This window comes from Microscilla marina ATCC 23134 (assembly GCF_000169175.1).
Taxonomy (GTDB): domain Bacteria; phylum Bacteroidota; class Bacteroidia; order Cytophagales; family Microscillaceae; genus Microscilla; species Microscilla marina.
The window spans coordinates 15760-38520 of record NZ_AAWS01000039.1; the positions used below are offsets into that span (position 1 = coordinate 15760).

General features: G+C 41.0%; 9 protein-coding genes. 7 read left to right on the forward strand and 2 right to left on the reverse strand.

Annotated features, from left to right (window positions below):
• Positions 1 to 185 precede the first annotated feature (185 nt).
• From M23134_RS26805 to M23134_RS26820, 4 genes are all read left to right on the forward strand, one after another.
• Positions 186 to 2207 (forward strand): TonB-dependent receptor plug domain-containing protein, encoded by a 2022-nt coding sequence (locus M23134_RS26805; protein ID WP_002701612.1) that lies wholly within the window; start codon positions 186 to 188, stop codon positions 2205 to 2207.
• A gap of 102 nt (positions 2208 to 2309) precedes the next feature.
• The gene (locus M23134_RS26810) at positions 2310 to 5093 is read left to right on the forward strand and encodes a tetratricopeptide repeat protein (protein WP_082226718.1); all 2784 of its coding nucleotides are present in this window, start codon (positions 2310 to 2312) and stop codon (positions 5091 to 5093) included.
• 258 nt (positions 5094 to 5351) lie between these two features.
• The gene (locus M23134_RS26815; RefSeq protein ID WP_045114406.1) at positions 5352 to 7592 is read left to right on the forward strand and encodes a TonB-dependent receptor plug domain-containing protein; all 2241 of its coding nucleotides are present in this window, start codon (positions 5352 to 5354) and stop codon (positions 7590 to 7592) included.
• Positions 7593 to 7595: 3 nt separating this feature from the next.
• Positions 7596 to 10091, forward strand: a complete 2496-nt coding sequence (locus M23134_RS26820) for a tetratricopeptide repeat protein (protein WP_002701615.1) — start codon at positions 7596 to 7598, stop codon at positions 10089 to 10091.
• 182 nt (positions 10092 to 10273) lie between these two features.
• Here the strand turns inward: M23134_RS26820 and M23134_RS26825 are convergent, their stop codons facing one another.
• Positions 10274 to 12289, reverse strand: coding sequence for a urocanate hydratase (locus M23134_RS26825; RefSeq protein ID WP_002701616.1), 2016 nt, complete (start codon positions 12287 to 12289; stop codon positions 10274 to 10276).
• Positions 12290 to 12807: 518 nt separating this feature from the next.
• Between M23134_RS26825 and M23134_RS26830 the strand changes: the two genes are divergently transcribed.
• The 3 genes from M23134_RS26830 to M23134_RS26840 all read left to right on the forward strand — a co-directional run bounded on the left by M23134_RS26830 (position 12808) and on the right by M23134_RS26840 (position 20844).
• On the forward strand, positions 12808 to 13686 hold the full coding sequence (locus tag M23134_RS26830; protein ID WP_002701617.1) for a LysR family transcriptional regulator: 879 nt from the start codon (positions 12808 to 12810) through the stop codon (positions 13684 to 13686).
• 558 nt (positions 13687 to 14244) lie between these two features.
• Positions 14245 to 18792, forward strand: coding sequence for a GEVED domain-containing protein (locus tag M23134_RS38965; protein WP_002701619.1), 4548 nt, complete (start codon positions 14245 to 14247; stop codon positions 18790 to 18792).
• 474 nt (positions 18793 to 19266) lie between these two features.
• A complete protein-coding gene (locus M23134_RS26840) occupies positions 19267 to 20844 on the forward strand; it encodes a tetratricopeptide repeat protein (protein ID WP_002701620.1) in 1578 nt (525 codons plus the stop codon).
• A gap of 100 nt (positions 20845 to 20944) precedes the next feature.
• Here the strand turns inward: M23134_RS26840 and M23134_RS26845 are convergent, their stop codons facing one another.
• A complete protein-coding gene (locus M23134_RS26845) occupies positions 20945 to 22603 on the reverse strand; it encodes a vWA domain-containing protein (RefSeq protein WP_002701621.1) in 1659 nt (552 codons plus the stop codon).
• Between the last annotated feature and the right edge of the window lie 158 nt (positions 22604 to 22761).

Consider the following 22761-nt stretch of genomic DNA (forward strand, 5'->3'; position numbering starts at 1 on the left):
CTATGAAGGAATGGACAAAAAATAAACTTTCGTTCTGGTAATGTTCTTTTATCCTGATAATTCGTTACTTTTTTCGCCGTAGCTATGGCTACGACTGCAAAAAGTGCCTCTTCTCAGAAAAAAATAACTCATGCCAAATCAGTAACTTATTATTCAACCATTCCTAAACTGTTTTAATCGCCATTATGAAAACTCCTTATGTTTATTTGTTTCTGTTATACTTGGGGGCATTGACTCCTCTTTATGCTCAAAAAACTGATAGTGTGTTGAAAATACCTATAGAGGAGGTATTGAACCTACCAGTAGAAAAGCTAATGGATGTAAATATTGAAGTAGCATCTAAGGTCAAGGAAAAGCTTTCCGATGCACCCTCTTCAGTAACTGTGTTTACCCAGCAAGACATTCAAAATATGGGCATTACACACCTGGAAGAGTTACTCAACTATGTGCCTGGCTATCAAACCGGATATGATGTAGAACAAGGCAAAACTATTAGAATAGCCTCAAGGGGCAGAGGCAGTGCTTTGTCTGAGTCAGTGTTACTGTTGGTAAATGGTCAGCGCTTAAATGATTTGTATACAGGAGGAGTGTCGGTGCTTAATCGCTTGATTGCAGTAGAAAACATCAAGCAAGTAGAGGTAATCAGGGGGCCAGGGTCTGCCTTGTATGGAGCGAATGCTTTTTTGGGGGTAATAAACATTGTGACAGACCACGAAAGCAATAAAATATTGTTTGAACTGGGCAACCTGAGCTCTAAAAGAATAGCGGGCAATTTTTCTAAAAAAACCAAAGACTTTACTTTCAATGCATTTGTTAAGTTGTTTACCGATGATGGTGATAGGTTTGACAATGTTCCTGATATTTTTGGTAATGGTGAGGCAACCCAGGATCCGCAACAAGGCGCAGATGCCTCAGTGATGTTAAAGTACAAAAATTTTAGCATAGGAGGGCGTTATACTGAAAGGCTCATGCGTGATTTTTTTGTGTTTAGGGTGATTAATAATTATCAAAACCGGGAGTTTACTCAACAGTCATCAGTATTTGCTACCTATCAGGCAGATTTTAGCCAGCGGGTGAGCCTGCAGTTGAGGGCAGATTATTCTGTTGATAAATGGGTGGCGTCAGGCTTGGCAATACCGGCAGGGTTAGAGGTAGCACCAGGGTTTGCCCTAAACGAGAACTTTATCGCTGGACCTTTGCTTGGGTCTTACTATTTTAATGCCTTGGCTGATCTGGACTGGAAAATACACAAAAATAATGACTTGAAAGCAGGTGTAAGCTTTTCGAACACTGCCATTACTGATGTGGCGAACCTAATGACTCACCACCCGGTGACGCTTGAATACCAGCAAGGAATGGTTGCCTTTAGGGATAGTCTGACTTTTAACGAAAAAATACCCCGTAACTTTATTGGTGCTTACATTCAAGACAAACACCGAATAGGCAATTTTTTACAAATAACTTTGGGAGTAAGGCTTGACCACTACAGTGATTTTGGCTCTTCTATCAATCCCAGAGCAGCTGTAGTATACAGCACCCCGTTTAACTCGAAGTTAAAAGCCATTTATGGGCAGGCTTTCCGGGCACCCAATTACCTGGAGCTGTATGATAAAAACAACCCAGTAGATTTTGGTAACCCTGACCTGGAGGCTGAGTCTATCAGGACTATAGAGTTGGTGTATTTGCAAAATATACAACAACATACCCGTATCTCGACCACCTATTTTAACAATCAAATTGCTAACCTGATTGTGTTGGGCGACCCAGTAAACGACCCTGATAACCCTTTGGGAGCACCTGGCTTTAAAAACAGTGGAGAGCTGTCTACCCAAGGCATAGAGCTTGAATTGAAAAGTACCATTGCCAAATACTTACAAATTACTGGCTCTTACACCTTCATTACAAGCAAAGATACCCTTCCAGTCAGCCCACATGCGGCTTCGCTGGTTTGTAACTTCCATGTAAATAAGTGGAATGTAAACGTACATGGAATATACCGTAGCCAAATGGATTTGGTATCTGGCCAAAATGATTATGCGTTGTTAAATGCAGCGATTAGGTACAATTTTAGTAGCTTGGTAGTGGTATATGCACAGGTGAAAAATGCTTTAGATACTACTTATTATACAGTTACCTCGGCTTTTTCTACTGGCATTGCCAACCGGGGCAGAACTTTTCAGGTAGGTTGTTCTTATAAGTTTAAGTAACCCTTTGTTCAACCCAAGTGTCTAAACACACCATTTGTCTCTTGTCTTTTGCTGCCAGTATGCCTTATTAAGCGCGATCAAAGAAATAAACATACATTTGCAATGTTCATAAGACTCATAAAAATGCTGTTGCTGGTGGCAGTTTTGCACCTACAGGCAACTGCTCAAAGTGTAGAATCACTGCTGAGCAGTTTGGCTAAAAGTAATAGTACTACCGAAAAAGTTGACATTTTAAACAATATTGCCCAGGTGCAATTAAGCTTACAGCAAGCAGATAAGGCTACTGGGTATGCTCAGCAAGCCCTTGCTTTGGCGAGCAAACATAACTATGCTGCCGGAAAATCGCTGAGTCTTTTGTACCTGGGCAAAGCTTACAAGGCAAACAAACAATTGTCTAACTCGCTCAACTATTACTTGCAGGCAGGGGTAGGGTTTGAGGTATTGCGAAATAAAACATTGCAGGCAGCGACTTATCATGACATAGGAGATTTATATCAAACCTGGCAGGCACACGAGAAAGCCATCGAGTATTACCAAAAATCATATCAATTAAAACCAGCCCCACAATTGTTAATGGCTCAGGGAAAATCATATTACCTGTCAAAAAATTACCCTAAAGCTACCGAAACCTACCAAAAGGCATTGAACATATACCAAACAAAACAAGACGTTGGGCAAAGCCGACAAGCACTTACAATGCTGGCGAATATTTATACCACCACCGGGCAATACCAACAGGCATTGGTAAGCAGTCAACAGTTACTTCAATTGAACCAAAAAAGTACCCAGTTGGGGGTATTGGCAGACACTTATAATAATATAGGTGTATTGCACCAAAAGTTGGAGGAACCAACCAAGGCACTTGCTGCTTTTAACCAAGCATTGCCCTTGTATGAACAGCTGCCAAGTAGTGTGGTGTATCAGCGTAAAAAAATAAACTTGCTGACCAACATTGGTACTATATATACTCAACAAAGGCAGTTTGGCAATGCGCTCAATCAATACCAAAAAGGGGTGAAAATAAGCAAAGCGCAGCAAGTACCCTTAAAAACTGCGGAATTACATAATTATATAGCCGCTACTTATTATGTCAACCGCGACAATACCAATGCCTTGAGTTACGCAAAAGAGGCGGTACGTTTGGTGAAAAAACAACCCATTAGTGTGGGAGGGCAAAGGGTATTGCAAAATAGTTATCAGGTGTTGGCAGGTATTTATCAGCAAAACAATCACCTTAAAAATTACCAAAAATACTATGCTTTACATCAAAACATCAAAGATAGTTTGAACAAGGCGCAAAACGCTGAGGAACAACGCATCTTGAAAGAGCAATTGGCAATAGAGAAAAAAGAAAACGAATTTAAGATGCTACTTGCCGAAAAAGAAAGACAAGCCTTATCGTTACAACAACTCAAGCTTGAGTCGGAAAAAAAAGCTAAAGACTTGACCTTAAAAGCTAAAGAACTTGAGCTGCTTAAAAGAAACCAAGAGTTGCAGAGTGCAGAACTGAAAAACCAACAACTGGAAAAAGGCAAAGTAGAGCAGCTGCTGGCACTTGCCGAACAAAAAGCCCGTACTGAACAACAAAAACTATTGACCGAGAAACAAAAGAGAGAAACTGAGCGGCAAAAACTATTGGCTGAAAAGCAAAAAATAGAAAACTTACAAAAAGCCAAGGCATTGGAAGCAGCCCAAAAAGAAAAGAGTTTGCAGGAAGAGCAGCTTAAGCAAGAGCAAACCTTAAAAAGGTATGGCATAGGTTTACTTATTTCACTCGGCTTGTTGTTGGTGTTTGTGTTATTTTCGTTTTTAGCTTCGCAAAAAGCCCGTAAAAAGCTCAAAAAACAAAACGTTGAAATACAAAAGCAAAAAGAAGAGATTAGTACGGCTCATGTAGATTTGCAAAAAAAGACAGAAGAGATAGCCAGCCAAAATGAAGAGCTTCAGCAAAATCAGGAAGAGATTATGGCGCAGCGGGATTTTATAGAAGTGAAAAACAATGATTTGAAAATGACCCACCACCGGCTATTACAAAGCGAAAAGGTGCTCAGAAAAGCGTACGATAAACTCCAGAAAAGTGAGCAGCAAGTAGTAGAGCAAAATAGAACATTGCATTTGGTTCACAAACGAATCAATAATAGTATCAATGTAGCCCAAACCATTCAAAATGCTATACTGCCACATACCCAAAAAATGCACAAAATATTGGCAGACCATTTCATCCTTTATCGCCCTAAAGATGTGGTGAGCGGTGATTTTTATTGGATAGAACAGGTTAACGGCAAGGTGTTTTTAGTAGCGGCCGATTGTACCGGACATGGAGTGCCAGGGGCTATGATGAGTATGATTGGCTATGCATTGCTAGATAAAATAGTATTGATTAAAAAAATACACGAGCCCAATGAGGCCTTGGATGAACTACACAAAGAAGTAAAAACTGCCCTAAGCCAAGAGCAGTCGGGCAACGAAAACGGGATGGACCTGGTGATGCTGTGCCTGGAAAAAAATGACCAAGGACAAACTAAAGTAACTTTTTGCGGGGCTAAAAACCCCTTATATTATATTGAGAAAGGAAGCGAGCAAGTACAATTGTTGAAAGGCGACCGACGCTCTATAGGTGGCAAACAGGCAAGTCAGGTACAGTTTACCAATCAGGAAATATTGTTAGAAGAAGGAAGCTTATTGTACTTAGGAAGCGACGGCTTTGTTGACCAAAACAATGAGCGACGTAAGAGTTTTGGTACCAAAAAACTGCATAAATTGCTGGAAGCTTGCGCACAGCTTGAACTTAGTGAACAAAAAAAGCTGATGGAAAAAACTCTGGAGCATCAAATGCAAAATACTACCCAAAGAGATGATATCTTACTTTTAGGAGTAAGGGTATAATATACTGCCTGGCAAGTAACTTATATATTCTAAAAAAGGCTGGTTATCTGTTTAAGTATCGCAGTCAGGTGTTTTCGTTTTTAAGGTGTAAACAAATTATATCAGAGGCTGTTTTGAGGTTAACTGTAACAAAACAGCACATTTTTTGACTATGTTTGAACAGCAGACCTAATATACCACGCCATTATTTGCCTGCAAACCTTTCCAGCGACCTAAAATCTGCTAAAAATCAACCATTAATCAAGCACTAAACGGTTTATGAGACAAATCTGCGCTTTACTATGTTTACTTCTCCTGTTGGCAAGCAATGATCAACTCCTGGCACAAGATCCAGACAATTTGTTTAAAGAGTCGTTGGAAGAGTTAATGAAGCAACCCGTAGCCAAAAGTTTATTTGATGTGAAAATTACTACTGCAAGTCTCAACGAAGAATTGTCAGGTAAGGCATTGGCTATGACCAGGGTAATTACTGCTGAACAAATACGTTTGCGCAACTACCAGTCGTTGAGAGATGTATTAATGGATTTGCCTGATTTTAAAGTAGATGATATAAACGATGAAAACTCATTCAATACCTTCATTACAAGAGGCATTGTGGGGCAAGAAAAGTTTGTTATTTTGCTTGATGGAGTGCGTATTTCATCACCCACCAACGAAAGAATGCCCATTGCAGAAAATTATCCCGTATATTTTGCCAAACAAATAGAAATAGTATATGGTTCTGCTTCTGCCTTGTATGGAGCTGATGCTGTGGCAGGAGTGATCAATATCATTACTAAAAGATCAGCCAAAAACTTTGAAGTGGAGTTTGCCCCATCTATGGGCAATTATAACACCTACAATGGAGACTTATTTTTGTATAAAAAAATAGGCAAGGCTTCGCTTACCCTGGCAGGCAAGTACTTTCAGGAACAACCTCCCGACTTGAATGAAAGAACTGCTAACGATCCTGTGTTTGACTTGAGTGGTTACAACACGGGTACTTTTAATACTGTCTTTGGCCCTATTACCTCTCCTGTTCCTGTATCGCCAGCATTGGAAGCCCCACGAAAGGCTTATGCTGTATTTGGCTCGCTCAAGATGGAAGATTTCCAGTTCAATATGTTTTATAATTATTCGCAGCATTCGTCGTCAATACAGGTTACTCCCAACAATTCTATTTACAACAAAGACGTACTCTATGGGCAAGGAGTGTTGATGAGTAGTATTAATTACACAAAAAAACTAAGAAATTTGCGTTTATCCTCTTCGTTGATGGGGAGTATCTATGAGATGGACCCCCGCACCAATTTTCGCAATGTATTTGTAGGGATGGCTACTGGCTATAAATATGCCTTGGGCAACGAAATAAAACTAAACCAAACTGCCAATTGGCAAATCAACCGTAACCTAAATGTGGTAGGAGGATTTACTTTTGAGTTTTTTAACTCTATCCCCAAAACAGCCGATTTGTCGGAGCCAATTAATCCTAGGCAGAGTATTCAGGGAACCATTACAGGGACTGATTTACCTGCCGAGTTTTTTCAAGTCAATTACTCAAATATAGGAGGCTTTGCCCAAATACAGTATGCGCCCAATCAAGTATTTAGTTTTACGTTAGGCAGTCGTTATGACAACAATTCGAGGTTTGGAACCACCCTTAACCCCCGAATGGGCGTAGTGGTGCAAGCTTCCAAAAAACTCGCCTTGCGGTTAATGTATGGTTCTTCGTTTCTGGCGCCCAGCCCCTTGCGTACTTTCGAGCATTATGGTTCTTTTTTCTCTAATGATGGTGGACAAACCTATCAATCATTTTTTTGGCATTTGCCCAATCCTGACCTAAAACCCATTCAGGCAAAAAACCTGGACTTTGGGGCACGTTATTTTATTACTGATGCGTTTTCGGTGAGTATCAACAGTTACTATACCTGGCTCACCGACTTGTTTAACGATAAGTCGGATGCGGATCATACCAATATTTATAATGGACAATTTCTGGGGTGGAACGTTGACTTTATAGAAGTACCCGTAAACGAAGGGCAACAGCAAAACTATGGAGGCAGTCTACAGTTAGACTATCGCAAGGAAATGAAAAATACTAAACTAAATGCCTATTTTATTGTAAGCTATGTAGACGGCAGGGTAGATGTACTAGGTGATGGCAACAAGGCAGAAATAGAGCTGGTGGCTCCTTGGCAAATAAAAACAGGCATAGACTTTAGTTATAAAAGCTTTTCTGTTTCACCTCGCCTGGTATGGGTAGGCGAGCAACGTATGAACGCGTTTCAGGCAGATAACCCTACCAAAAGACAAACCCTCGATGGGTACACATTGCTTAATGTGTCGTTGCGTTACCAATTATACAAAAAATCAGGTATTTTTATCAATGTGTTCAATGCCTTGAATCAAAAATATCGAGTATCCAACTTTAGTGGCAACAAAGACAACCCCTCTCACGCGTTTTTTGGTGCCCCTCAATTACCTTTACGCATTCAGGGAGGCTTGCAGGTAAACCTTTAGCTTATGACAAGTATAACAATCTACTTCTTAAGAAAAACCTTGCTGCTATGGGTGTTTATTGGAACCCTTTGTGCAACAGGTAGCTTACATGCCCAAAACCTGAACCAGTTATTGATCCAACTCGACAAAACCAAACAACCAGTAGCTAAGGTACCTCTATTGCAGCAAATAGGCGGTGCATACCAACAACAAAGTGCCCATAAAAAAGCTATAGAATACTTTGAAACTGCGCATCAAATTGAAAAGCAAAATAAACTACCCCTTACCCGTACGCTCAAAAGCCTTGGTTACTCTTTTAAGCAATTAGGCAACTACAGACAGGCTATCCAACACTTTGAAGAAGTGCTACAAACAAATATTGAAAAAGATGAACGATTGGACATACTCGAAGAGCTGGCTACTTTGCATAAGCACGAAAAAAACTATGCAAAGGCTATAGAGTATACCAGCCAAATATTAGCGATTCATCAAAACAGCAATGATATACCCAAAATAGCCAATGCCTACAATAACCTGGGGTATTTGTATAAAAAAGCCGACAATCAACAAAAGTCGCTCGAAAGCTACAACCAGGCGCTCACTGTTGGGCAAAAGGTTAGCCCTGCGATGAACGCAAATGCACGGGCAATCGCCTACATCAATACAGGGGTAGCCTATACCAGTATTGGTAAGTATCGCGAAGCCCGGTCTTATTATATCAAAGCGCTTGATATGAGAGAGAAACAAGGCAAACCTGCCGAAATAGCCGATACATATAATTATTTGGCGGTATATTATTATTTGAGTGGCAACAACAGCAAGGCAATCGCCCAGGCAAATAAAGCTATAGACTTGGCAGAGCCCATAAAAGCCGAAAAAGTATTGGTAAGCAGTTATAAGCTGTTGTCAGAGGTGTATCAACAAGAGAAAGCCTTTGAGGAGTCGCAAAAATACTTTAAAAAACACCAGGAGTTAAAAGATAAAATGGCTCGCCAACAGCGTGTAGCCCAGCAAAAGCTATTGCAAAAGCAGGTAGATGTAGAAAAACAAGAAAGCAAACTAAAGGCACTTATTGCCGAAAGAAATCGCAAAGAGGCTGAGTTGAAGCAATCGGAGTTGGAAAGAAAGCAACAACAACAAGCGCTCAAGCTGAAAGAGCAAGAGCTGGCTTTGCTTAAGCGTAATCAAGAATTACAACAAGAACAGTTTAAAAACCAACGACTGGAAAAAGAGCGGGTAGAGCAGTTGCTCGCGCTTGCTGAACAAAAAGCAAATACTGAAAAGCAAAAGCGCCTTGCCGAAAAGCAGAAGGCTATAGCAGAACAACGACGACGCGAAGCCGAAAAACAAAAGTTAGTAGCAGCTAAAGAAAAAGCTGAGCGCATGCAGCAGAGTAAGGCACTTGAGGCAGCCCAAAAAGAAAAGGAATTGCAACAAGAGCAACTTAAGCAAGAGAAAACGCTGAGAAAGTACGGCACTATATTGCTTATATTGGGAGCCTTGTTGTTGGGTTTTGTGTTGTTTGCTTTTATTGCCTCACAAAGGGGACGACGGAAACTAAAACAACAAAAAGAGGAAATAGCAACGCAAAACGAGGAGCTACAGCAAAACCATGAAGAGATCATGTCGCAGCGTGATTTTATTGAGAAAAAAAACAAGGAAATGGAGTTTACCAATAGTAAGTTACGTCAGAGCGAACACGTATTGCGCAAGGCTTACGAGCAACTCAAAGAAAGTGAAGAAAGCATTAAGGAAAAAAACAGCCAAATTCATAAAAGTATCACTGCAGCCCAAACCATACAACAGGCCATATTACCTTACCACAAAAATGTGGAGACTGCTTTAGGCGAACATTTTATTATGTATGCCCCAAAAGATGTGGTCAGTGGCGATTTTTATTGGATAAAAGAAGTGCAAGGCAAGGTGTTTTTAATTGCAGCTGATTGTACTGGGCACGGGGTGCCAGGGGCGTTTATGAGTATGATTGGCAAAGCGCTGATTGATAAGTTGATTTTGATTAAAGATTTGCTCGAACCTGCTGAAATATTGCATAAACTGCACGATGAAATTAAAATGGCGTTGCGGCAAGAAGAAACCGGGAATAACAATGGAATGGATTTGGTGATTTTACGCCTCGAACATTTAGAAAATCAAGTAAATATTATGTTTGCCGGCGCCAAAAGTTCTATGTATTATATAGAAAAAGGCATCACCGAGCTACAAGTGCTCAAAGGCGATCGTCGCTCGATTGGTGGGTATCAAAACGATGAAATTTTATTTAACAACCAACAAATTACTTTGCCCAAGGGTAGTTTGATTTATGTGGGAAGCGACGGTTTTGTAGACCAAAACAATGTGCGCAGGCGGAGTTTTGGCAATAAGCGCCTCAACAAACTTTTGCTAGACAATATGGATGAGCCTTTGTCTAAACAAAAGCAAGCCTTGGAAGAAGCCCTCAAAGCCCACATGGAAGGGACTACCCAACGCGATGATATTTTGTTTATAGGAGTGAAACTATAAAAAAAGGAGCGTTCATTTAATTGTGCTTTTTGAAAAATAAATACTGATAATCAGCGGGTTAAAATTTTTAGGCACAATTTTTTGAACGCTCTCAAAAAAACGAATTTACACAAACTCTGAAACGTTATCAAAAAAAAGCCCACATGAGGGTCATCAGGTGGGCTTTTGTCATTTGTGCTACTTTAAAACAGCCCTTCCAGCAAATGATCATCTACCAGATGAGGCAAGGTTACTTTCAGTTCAGGTGAGCGTTCCATTTCGCGTTCTATGGCAAAACGTGCGTTTTGGTTGCGTGCCCATGAGCGACGGGCAATACCATTGTTTACGTCATAAAAAAGCATTTTTTTCAAACGGTTTTCTGCGGCTGTGCTACCATCCAGCAACATACCAAAGCCACCGTTGATCACTTCGCCCCAGCCAACACCGCCACCATTGTGAATAGATACCCAAGTAGCGCCTCTAAAGCTATCGCCAATTACATTATGAATCGCCATATCTGCCGTAAACTTGCTGCCATCATAAATATTACTGGTTTCGCGGTAAGGCGAATCGGTGCCACTTACATCATGATGATCGCGTCCTAATACTATAGGCGCCGAGATTTCTCCCTTGGCAATGGCGGTATTAAAAGCCTCGGCAATTTTAGCACGCCCTTCGGCATCGGAGTACAAAATACGGGCTTGCGAACCCACCACCATGTTGTTTTTGCCCGCCTCGGCAATCCATTGAATATTATCCTCCATCTGTTGTTGAATCTCTTCGGGCGAACTCGCTTTGATCTCTTCCAACACCTGGGTGGCTATAGCATCTGATTTGGCAAGATCTTCTGCCTTGCCCGATGTACATACCCAGCGAAAAGGACCAAAACCATAGTCGAAACACATAGGACCTAAGATATCTTGCACATACGAAGGGTAACGGAAGTCGATGCCATTGTCGGCCAATACATCGGCACCAGCACGTGATGACTCAAGCAAAAATGCATTGCCATAGTCAAAGAAGTAAGTACCCTTGGCGCAGTGTTTATTTACTGCGGCTACGTGGCGACGCAACGATTCGTATACTTTTTCTTTGAAAGCTTCAGGTTCATTGCGGATCATATCATTGGCCTCTTCAAACGATACACCTGCCGGGTAATAGCCTCCTGAAAAAGGATTGTGCAAAGAGGTTTGATCAGAGCCTACATGCACAAAAACATCTTCTTCATAAAACCTTTCCCATACCTCTACTATATTGCCACAGTAAGCAATAGACACCACTTCTTTATTTGTCTGGGCTTCTTTTACCCTGGCTATCAGCTCGTCCATATTGTCGATCAAGACATCTACCCAGCCTTGGCTGTGACGTTTTTCGGCAGCGGCTTTGTTTACTTCAGCACATACTGTTACACAGCGGGCAATGTTACCTGCTTTGGGTTGAGCTCCACTCATTCCACCCAGACCTGCCGTCAGAAAAATTTTACCTTCCGAAGTTTCACCCTTGGGCAATGTATTGCGAAAAGCATTCATTACTGTAATAGTAGTGCCGTGTACAATACCCTGAGGACCAATGTACATATAAGAGCCTGCTGTCATTTGCCCGTATTGGGTCACGCCCAACGCGTTGAATTTTTCCCAGTCATCGGGTTTCGAGTAGTTCGGAATCATCATTCCATTGGTTACTATTACACGAGGAGCTTCGGTAGACGAAGGAAACAGTCCCATAGGATGCCCCGAATACATATGCAAGGTTTGTTCGTTGGTCATAGTAGCCAAGTATTGCATAGTGAGCAGGTACTGCGCCCAGTTTTGAAATACGGCTCCATTGCCTCCGTAAGTAATCAATTCTTCGGGGTGTTGTGCTACAGCGGGGTCAAGGTTGTTCTGAATCATGAGCATAATAGAGGCTGCCTGACGCGACTTTGCCGGGTACTCGTCAATAGGGCGGGCATACATTTCATACGTAGGTTTAAACCTGTACATATATATACGTCCGTAGTCGTTGAGTTCTTCGGCAAACTCTGGCGCAAGTGTTGGGTGCCAAGCCTCTGGAAAGTATCGCAAGGCATTGCGAATGGCCAGTTTTTTCTCGTCTGGCGACAATATGTCTTTACGTTTGGGGGCACGGTAAGCGTTTTGAGGGTAGTCTCGTTTTGCCGGAAGTTCAGCCGGAATCCCCTGTAGTATTTGTTGTTTGAAATTGGTGGTGGTTGTGAGCATTTTTTTTAATTTTTTAAAGGTAAAATAGATAAGGAATGGTGAAAAAATAAGTTACCGAGTTCGGGGGAGAGGTTTTCTTCTAAGGTGCGGCACTTTTTGCAGGCGTAGCCATAGCTACGGCTAAAAAAAGTAACAAAGCATTAGGTGGAAAGACTTCCTCTAAACTGAAAAATTATTTTTTGTCCATTCCTAAGTACACTGTAAATTAAGTAAGTTGTCATTTAGTTCGAGTTTATTTTGTTTGCTGGCGATCTTTACAAATAGAGCATAGCCAAAGCTACGCGATTTTTGTAAAGAGAAGTCAGAGGGCAAAAGAAGCCGAAAAAAGCATAAGATATTTATTTTACAGTGTACTAAGCAGCAAGTCTTTAGATAATGTAAACTGATGCTGTAAGTGAGCAAATATGTACAAAACTTGTGGCTTGTGGCTCAAAGCTTATCGCTTTAATCTATGATTCTCCAAATTTCTTAATATTTTTGATGCTTAACAAGACTATTTTAGGCAACAATTGATAACAATGGGTAATCAAATAGAATTACGACACCTTAAGTACTTTTTGGCGGTAGCCGAAGACTTACATTTTAGAAAAGCTGCTGAACGCTTATATATTTCTCAACCAGGGTTGAGTCGCCAAATCAAGCAAATGGAAGACGATCTGGGGGTACAGTTGTTTGAGCGTAACAATCGCAAAGTAGGATTGACCCCCGTTGGCTTGTACCTTAAGCAGGAGTTATCTATGGTGGTCAAAAACCTGGATGAAGTATTGCAGCACGCCAAACTGATGGAAGAGGGCAAAGAGGGGAGTGTTACGCTAGGGTATGTGGGGTCAGCTATGCAAAATATTATTCCTGAATTGCTCATTAAATTTCGTGAAATTCACCCCACCATTCGTTTTAGCCTGAACGAAATGAATAATACAGGGCAGGTCAAAGCTTTGCTCAACAAAGAGATAGATGTGGGCTTTGTCAGGCTCAATCAAGTACCCGAAGACTTAGCGCTTCGCCCGGTGCTCAACGATACCTTTACCTTGGTATTGCCCGCCAGTCACCCATTAAGTGCCTACAACTTTGAATCTTTACATCAGCTAGAAGGAGAGGAGTTTATTTTGTTTGAGAAAGCATACAGCCCAGTATATTATGAGCGAGTGATGAGCTTGTTTGAGTATGCAGGCTTTTCCCCTAAAGTATCACATTATACAGTGCACGCCAATACTATTTTCAGGTTGGTAGAAAATCGCTTTGGTGTATCTATCATTCCTACTTCGCTCAAAGAAGGTTATGCCATGAATGTAAAGTTTATAGAGTTGCAAGATATTCCCATCAGGGCAGTGCTATCCGTAGTTTGGAATAAGAAAAACCGCAACCCCACTTTACAAAAAATACTAGAGTTACTTTGACCCATTGCCAAGTCACCCAAACGGGAGAGTTGGGTAGCAAAACAAGTATGATGACCAGTACTCGTTTGGATAAATAAAAGTAGTAAAACCACATTTCATTTGCTTCAAACAGTTGGCATAATCAATGGTAAAGAAGGTTGTTTTGTGTAAGTATAATATGTGATTTAAAACGTGTTTTTAACGACTAATTACTTTGTTAAAATTTGGTGGCTACGGTGCTTTTATATAATTTGTTTGGTTTTCGGTGTATTTTTTTTGTTTTTTTCATAGCCCTGTAATGTTTACCTTTTTTTTGAACTGTTATCTGTTTGTTTATTGATAAGGTTTTTGTATAAGTTGTTGATATATATTCTTTTATAAAAAATAATATTTGTTGATAAATAAGTTATTTGTGCCTGGTGTCACGTAATTGTATACCTGTTTTTTGTTAGACAATTCCTCTTGTATACCTTTTGTATACCCATCCAAATTTCGTAAACTCATTCTTTTTCCCTACTTTCATTCCTAGCAATTATCCTTTTAATTCCAATTTTATTACACAATTTTAAATCATTTTGCATGAATCGTATTATTACTTCTAATTGGGTGTATACCCTTTTGGTACTTGGCATGTTTGTGCTTGTGCCTGGCGTAAATGCCCAACAAAAAAAGGTGAAAAGAGAAGGCAATCCTGCTGTAAAAGCAGCCTATGAACTCAACCTTTTGAAAGATCCAAAAACCGGAAAAATACCGGAAAACATCAGGACAAAAGAGCTTACCTACGTACTGTCTACCCCATCACTTAAAAAATCTGATAAAAATCAAAGAGTAACCGCTGCCAATTGGAACCGTCGCGGACCTTACAATGTAGGGGGGCGTACGCGTGCACTTGCTATTGATCGCTCTAACGAGAACGTGATTTTAGCAGGTGGTGTTTCAGGTGGTATGTGGCGCTCTACCAATGGTGGTGCCTCGTGGACTCAAACTACTGGTGCTTCACAGCTGAAAAGCGTAACTGATGTTTATCAAGATCCCAACAATACCAACATATGGTATTATGTAACGGGCGAGATTGTAGGCAACTCTGCTTCGGGTGGAGGTGCTGCTTTCCGTGGAAACGGTGTGTTTAAATCTACCGATGGTGGACTTACTTGGGTAAGCTTAGCGGCTACCTCAGCTGATCCTACTGTTTTTACAGGTGGTTTGCAGTATAGCTTGCGTGTAAGGGTAGACCCTACCAATAGTGATGTATATGTAGCTGCTTTTGACGGTATTTACCGTTCTACCAATGGAGGTACAAGCTTTACGAATGTATTGAGCGCTCCAGATGCACGCTATACAGACCTTGAAATTAGTGCTACCGGAGTAATTTATGCTACTATAGGCAGCAACAGTACCAGTACCAACAAAGGGGTATTTAAGTCTACCAATGGAACTTCTTGGAGCAATATTACTCCTTCATTGGCAGCGGGCTACCAACGAATCGTATTGGATGTGGCGCCTTCCAACGAAAACATTGTTTATGTTTTTGCCAACACTCCTGGAGCGGGTACCAACGACCACCAGGTATTTTATTCCTCTAACGCTGGTTCAAGCTGGACAAACCGTTCAAGCAACCTGCCTGCTTATGGTGGAAGCGTAGGAAACTTGTCGCAAGGTTCTTATAACCAATACCTCAAAATTAAGCCTGATAATCCAAACGTAGTATTTATAGGTAGCACCAACCTTTACCGTACTACCAATGGTTTTACCAGTACAGGAGGCAACACCTGGGTTGGAGGCTACTCTCCAGCAAATAATGTGTCTACTTATGACAACCACCACCCCGACAACCACTCTTTGGTTTTTTATCCATCTAACCCCGCAAGAATGCTTACCGGACACGATGGTGGGATTAGCCGTACGGAAAACAACCTTGCCAACAGTGCTGGTACATTCCCTGTTAGCTGGACTTCATTAAGCAATGGGTATTATACTACTCAAATATATGGGATAGCCATTGACCCTGAAACTGCCAACGATTCTCGTTTAATGGTTGGTTTGCAAGACAACGGTAAGTGGACAGCCACTTCTTTTTCTGGTACGTCTAACTGGGGCGAAGAGCGTGCCGGAGGTGATGGTTGTTATGTAGCCATTGTAGCTGGTCAAGACATTCGCTATACCAGTACTCAAAACGGTAATATTTTACGTTTTGAAGGACCTAATATTGAAAACCCAAGTGATGCAGATGGTATTCAGCCTTCTTCGGCTACTAATCAAATGTTTGTAAATCCATTTATTTTAGACAAAGCCGATCAGAACATTATGTATTACCCAGCGGGCAATCGTATCTGGAGAAACACTAACCTAAGTGCTATCAACAGTGGATACACCTTTAGTGGAACCAATACTGGATGGACCAACCTTACTGGCTCTGATGCTGGGCTTACGGCTGCTGAGCTTGAAAATAGACAGGCTATTTCTGCACTGGATGTATCTAAGAACAATGCTGCCCATGTGTTGTATTACGGAACAAGTACAGGTAAACTATTTCGTTTAGATAATGCCCATACTGGCAACCCTTCTAAAGTAGATATTTATACTGGTAAAGGCTTTCCAGCCGATGCTTACGTAAGTGGTATTGCAGTAGACCCTAATAACTCTAACAATGTAGTGGTGGTTTTTTCTAACTATCAGGTAAAAAGTGTTTTCTACTCTACCAATGCTGGTTCTAGTTGGACAGACATTAGCGGTAACCTTGAGCAAAATTCTGATGGTTCAGGAAACGGTCCTTCAGTGCGCTGGGCAGAAATCCACCGCGATTCTAACGGAGGAACTGTATATTTGGTAGGTACCAGTACTGGACTTTACTCTACAGAAACTCTAAATGGTACTGCTACTACCTGGACTCAGGAAGGACCTAACACCATTGGAAATGTACCTGTAGTAATGATTGAAGGTCGCAGTGTAGACAACCTGGTAGCAGTAGGAACTCACGGAGTAGGTGCTTTTAGCGCTACTGTAACTGCCGCTGCACCTGCTTGTGGTACTCCTAGTAGCTTGGCTTCTTCTAATGTAGCTCAAACTACAGCAACCTTGAACTGGGGTGCAGTGAGTGGTGCCAATAACTATGATGTTCGCTATCGTGTACAAGGTACTTCTACCTGGACCAACGTAAATGGAGTAAGTGGTACTTCTACCAACCTTTCAGGCTTGACCGGAAGCACCAACTATGAAGCACAAGTAAGAGCCAATTGTAGCGCTGGAGCAAGCAACTATTCAGGATCGACTACTTTTACTACCTCTGCTACACCTGCTGCTTGCATTACTACTTTCCCTTACAGTGAAAGTTTTGAAACTGGTTTGGGTGGCTGGATCCAGTCTTCTTCTGATGACGCAGACTTTACTCGTTTATCAGGGGCTACCGGATCAAGTGATACTGGTCCTGCCAGTGCAAATGATGGTTCTTTTTATGTATATGTAGAGGCTTCTAACCCTAACTTCCCAAGCAAAACGGCTACCTTGATTAGCCCTTGCTTTGATCTTTCGGCAACCAATAATCCAACGTTTACATTTGACTACCACATGTACGGATCTCAGGTAAATAACCTAAAAGCCGAGGTAAGTACTAATGAAGGAGCAAGTTGGACTCAAATATTTACTAAATCAGGCAATCAAGGCAATAACTGGTTCAACGAGTCAATTGATGTAAATGCTTATAAGGGTGCCAATGTATCGTTTAGGTTTACTGTAACTACTGGTGCCAACGCCAGCAACGGATGGCAAAGTGATATAGCCATTGATAATATCAAGGTAGAAACTGGCTCGACTGGTGGTGGCAGCTGTGTATCATCTATTACTACCTTTCCTTATATCGAAAGCTTTGAAGCTGGTTTGGGTGACTGGTCACAATCAACTGGCGACAACATCAACTGGACACGTCAGTCTGGTACTACACCTTCAAGCAGTACTGGTCCTTCTGGTGCAAGTGATGGTGCTTTCTATTTGTTTACTGAGGCGTCTGGCGATGGTACAGGTTTCCCTGGAAAAATAGCCATCTTAAATGGCCCTTGTTTCAATGTGGCTGCCTTGACCAACCCTGAGTTTAGATTTGATTACAATATGAATGGTGCTGCAATGGGTAGCTTGGAACTGCAGGCAAGTACCGATGGAGGTGCTACCTGGAATACCATCTTTACTAAGTCTGGAAACCAAGGATCAACTTGGCTTACAGCTACAGTAGACTTTAGTGCTTATAGTAGTGGTGATGTAAAAGTGAGATTTGTAGGTGCTACTGGTACTAACTACACCAGTGATATTTCAATAGATAACATCATCCTTCAGGGATCAACTTCTACTGGTGGTGGTGGTGCTCCTACTGGCTACTGTGCTTCTTCTGGCACAAGAGTTAACTATGAATGGATTGACAGGGTGCAAATAGGTACAATTGACAACCAATCGGGTGCCAACGCTGGTGGATACGGTGACTATACTGCTCAATCAACTGATCTGGTTACTGGAAACAGTGTAAATATTACATTAACTCCTGGCTGGGCTGGTACTCAATACAATGAAGGTTTCACGGTATGGATTGACTATAACCGTGATGGAGACTTTGCTGATGCAGGTGAAAGAGTGTTTACCACCAGTAGTGCTTCTACTATTTCTCTTGTTTCAGGAAGCATTACGGTTCCATCGTCTGCTCAGGCTGGGCTTACCCGTATGAGAGTATCTATGGAGTACAACAGTGTGCCTAACGACCCTTGTGCTACCATAGGTGACGGAGAGGTTGAAGACTACATTGTAAACATTGTACCCGGAAGCAGTGCAGCAGGTATAAACAGTAAGGCGGCTACTACAGTAGTAAACACTACTTACAATCCTGAAGGGATAAAACAAGTATATGCTACTTCATTCCCTAACCCAACCACGCGCTTTACTACAGTAAAAGTACAAGCTGCCATTGGAACCAACGTGAAAATGTTGATGACAGATGTGAATGGGGTAGGCCTAATCAGCCGAGACCGTACTTCTGAGACTGGTGTTGTAGAAGAAGAGTTTGATATTTCTAAGTTCAGTAAAGGGCTGTATATCATTAAAGTATGGACAGTAAACGGCAATAAAACTTTGAAAATAATGAAGCAATAACTTGCCAGGTTTTAATGCATAATTAAATATTTAAGGCTAAAAATCCACTGGGATTTTTAGCCTTTTTTATTGTGATAAATAGCGATTTTACATAACTTGTGACTGCTTGTTTGGAAATAATAAAACCTGATAAAAAACAACGCTTCATTTTTGTGGATTTGATGGGTGTGTATGAATCAAATACCATAAATAATTACGCCTTAGAACGATGCTTTTTTATAAAAACCAATTTTATCTTGGGTAAATTTTTATATTTGCCAAACAAAATATTCGATACGTTAAGAGGTAACTCTCAAACAATGGCAGTGCGATTTATGCCTAACTATACTAGGTGATTTTCAATTGATTTATAATAAATTGATGAGTTTGAGATCCTCATTAAAGCCAATTATGAAGTATACTATATCTTTAATATGTTTTTTATTTGCTATCACTTCCCACAGTTTATCAGCCCAAAACAAGGAGGTCGATAGTTTGCTAATTGTTCTTAAAAAAAATAAAGGTTCTGTAGATTCTGCCCGGGTAGATTTATTGAACAGAATCGCCTACCTGCTTACAAGAGTAGACCCTCAAAAAGCAAGAAATTATTGTAATCAATCTATTGATCTGGCAAAGAAGGTAAAATACTCGGCAGGCGTGGGCAGGGCATACCATGTGATGGGGTTGGCTTATTATAGAAATGGCAACGGGCAAGAAGCCATTAAACCGTTGGTTGAGTCAGTGAAAATAAACGAAAAATTGGGCAATGAAGTACAACTGGCATCATCATTTAACCTACTCGCCACAGTATTTTTGCTCAATATCAAAAACTTCGACAAAGCAAGAACTTATTATAACAAAGCACTTCAATTATCAAAAAAGCTAAACAACAAAGCATTGGCCAACCGCTTGCAAAACAACATAGGTCTTACTTACTCCTGGCAAAATAAACACGGCGAAGCTCGTAGTATGTTCGAAAAAGCTTTGAAAGGTTACAAAGAGCTCAAGAAGCGTTCTGGCGAATCAAAAGCCTTGAATAATATAGGCGATACTTATGAGTCGGAAGGAGACTACAAAAAAGCCCTTGAGTTTTATAACAAGTCGCTTGCTATAGAGCGTGAGATCAAAGGTAGTCCTAGAGGAATGGCCACTACTTTGTCGAACGTGGGGTCGGTACATGTAAAACTGAAGAACTATGACAAAGCCGAAGAAGTACTTCAGGAAGCCTTGACAATGGCAGAAAAGGTAACGGCCAAAGAAGAGGAAAAAGAAGTGTATGAGGTATACGCCCAACTGTATGAAGCCAAGGGGGTGGCAAACAAAGCCCTGAAATATTATAAAAAACATTATGCCCTCAAAGACAGCCTTTTTAACATTGAGAAAAGTCGTCAAATAGCCGAAATAGAAACCAAATACGAAACTGAAAAGAAGGAAAAAGAACTGGCGTTACGAAAAAGTGAAATTGTACAAAAAGACAAAGAAATAAGTAGCCAACGTTCTATACTTATAGGTTTACTATTGGTACTTACTGTGGCCTTTTTTATGGTGAGTCGTCAGCGTTTGCGTAACCGCAAAAACAAAGAAATATTTAAAACCAAAGAAGAACTCATTCAGGCAGAGTTGAAAAACGCTGAACAAGACCTTAAGTTTAAAAATAGAGAGCTGACAACATACGCGCTGCACATTATTCAAAAGAATAATATCTTGACTGAACTCAAAGACTCTATCGAGGAGGCAGTAGACGACATATCAGACAAAGAAAGCAAAGGCCTTTCTAAACTTATCCATTTGATTAATTATAGCTTTAACCTTGACCGTGACTGGCAAGATTTTAAGATAGCTTTTGAACAAGTACACGAAGGTTTCTTTGATAAACTACAAAAGCGTTATCCTAATATTAGCCCCAGCGAAATACGCTTATGTTCTTTGTTGCGCTTAAATTTTGCTTCTAAAGAAATAGCCGCCATTATGGGTATCTCTCCCGACAGTGTAAAAGTAGCCCGTTATCGTTTGCGTAAAAAACTAGAGTTGAGCCGTAACGATAGCCTGGTAGATTTTATTAGAAACATGTAACTGTATCGATTTATTACCTGTAACCAAGTTTTTTTGAGTAAAAAAGGCAGAATGAAAAATACCCCCTGCCTTTCAAATTAGTCAGATATTAGTAGTTGTATCATTGAGTCGTTATTTGCGAAGCTTTTTGCACCAAATCTATAAATTCAGCCCGGTACTGATTCATATCCTTGCCTTTTGACCCTTTGGCCAGTGTCAACACAGTTTGAAACGTTGTTGAACCCTTGTACTGTGAGTTTTTGAGTAGCATACCAAACGAGGCCACCGCAGCCGAAAAACGAAAGTTGTGAGAGGTTTCATCTACCGATTGATGATTGGCAGCTATTATTTGGCTGGTTTCTATGCCTGTGCTACCTTCAGGTTTTTTGTATCTTAGTCGCACATTCATTAGCTGTTGATTGTTGAACTGGGTAGCTTGAAAGTTAGCCGGAATTTGATTCTGGTCTACGGCTACAGTTTGTGGGTTGCTGTGCAGTGTCACCTCATACAAGGCGGTGACAGTATGCCCTGCGCCTATTTCTCCGGCATCTTTGGTGTCATCTCTAAAGTCTCGGTTGGCAAGTAAGCGGTTTTCGTAACCAATCAAACGATATGACTTGACCACCGCAGAATTAAATTCTACTTGAATTTTTACATCTTTAGCTATAGTAAACAAGGTGCCTTTCAGGTCTTTGCCAAATACCTTGTAAGCCTCATTGAGGTTGTCGAGGTAATAGTAGTTGCCATTGCCTTTATCGGCAATAATTTCCATTTTAGAGTCGCGGTAATTGCCCATACCCAGCCCCAAAACAGTAATAAACACTCCCTCTTTTCGTTTTTCTTCAATCAAGTTTTGCATTGCCTGGTCTGACGATGCCCCTAAGTTAAAATCACCGTCGGTTGCCAAAATAATCCGGTTGTTACCCTCTTTGATGAAGTTTTGTTTGGCTATTTTATACGCTAGTTTGATACCCGCTCCGCCAGCCGTAGAACCGCCCGACTGGAGTTTGTCTAAGGCCTCCATTATTTTTTGTTTGTCAGTTCCCTGAGTGGCAGGCAACACCAAGCCAGCGTTTCCAGCATATACTACTATAGCTACCCGGTCTTCTTCGCCCAGGTTGTTTACCAGCATTTTAAAAGCCTTGCGCAAGAGTGGAAGTTTGTCAGGGGCACTCATAGAGCCAGACACATCAATCAAAAATACCAGGTTGCTTAGTTTTAATTTTCTGCTGTCCAGCCGTTTGCCTTGCAAACCAATATGTACCAAGTGGTTTTTAGGGTTCCATGGACATTTTGCCACTTCTGTATTGACTGAAAATGGGTGCTGTCCTTCCGGTTGTTTGTATTGATAGTTGAAGTAGTTGATGAACTCTTCTAACCTTACACTGCTGGTACTGGGCAGTTGTCCATTGTTGATAGACTTACGCGCCCGGCTGTAGCTGGCATTGTCTACATCTATAGAAAAGGTAGAAAGAGGAGCCGTTTTTACCGATAGAAATGTGTTTTCGTTGGCAGGCTTTTTCTCTTTGATTTTTGGGGGTGACACATCTTCTTCTAAAGCAATGGTATTGGTTTCTGCGTCCGCTTGATCTTTAGCCGCTGCTGCACTCTTGCCTTTTTGATTTCTTTTGGTCGTAGGGGTTGTTTGTATATTGTCAATATTACCTCCTTCGGTAGTTTTTTCCTGGTGGCTGTTACAGGCATAAAGCACGAGCAGCAAACTAAAGGCAATAAGCGCCCGTTTTCCCCATTGTAAGGGAATTAAATCATTGGTTTTCATAGTGTTTATTGAGTAAAGTGAATTGGACAACGATTGGTTCCCCAACTTAGATGAAGTATTTGATATAGTTAAGTAGTACATTTGCCAGTAGTGGTTGCAGGGCAAATATTGTTTATTGTTAGGTATAGATAAGTAAAAAAGTATGGTGTGCCAGCAAC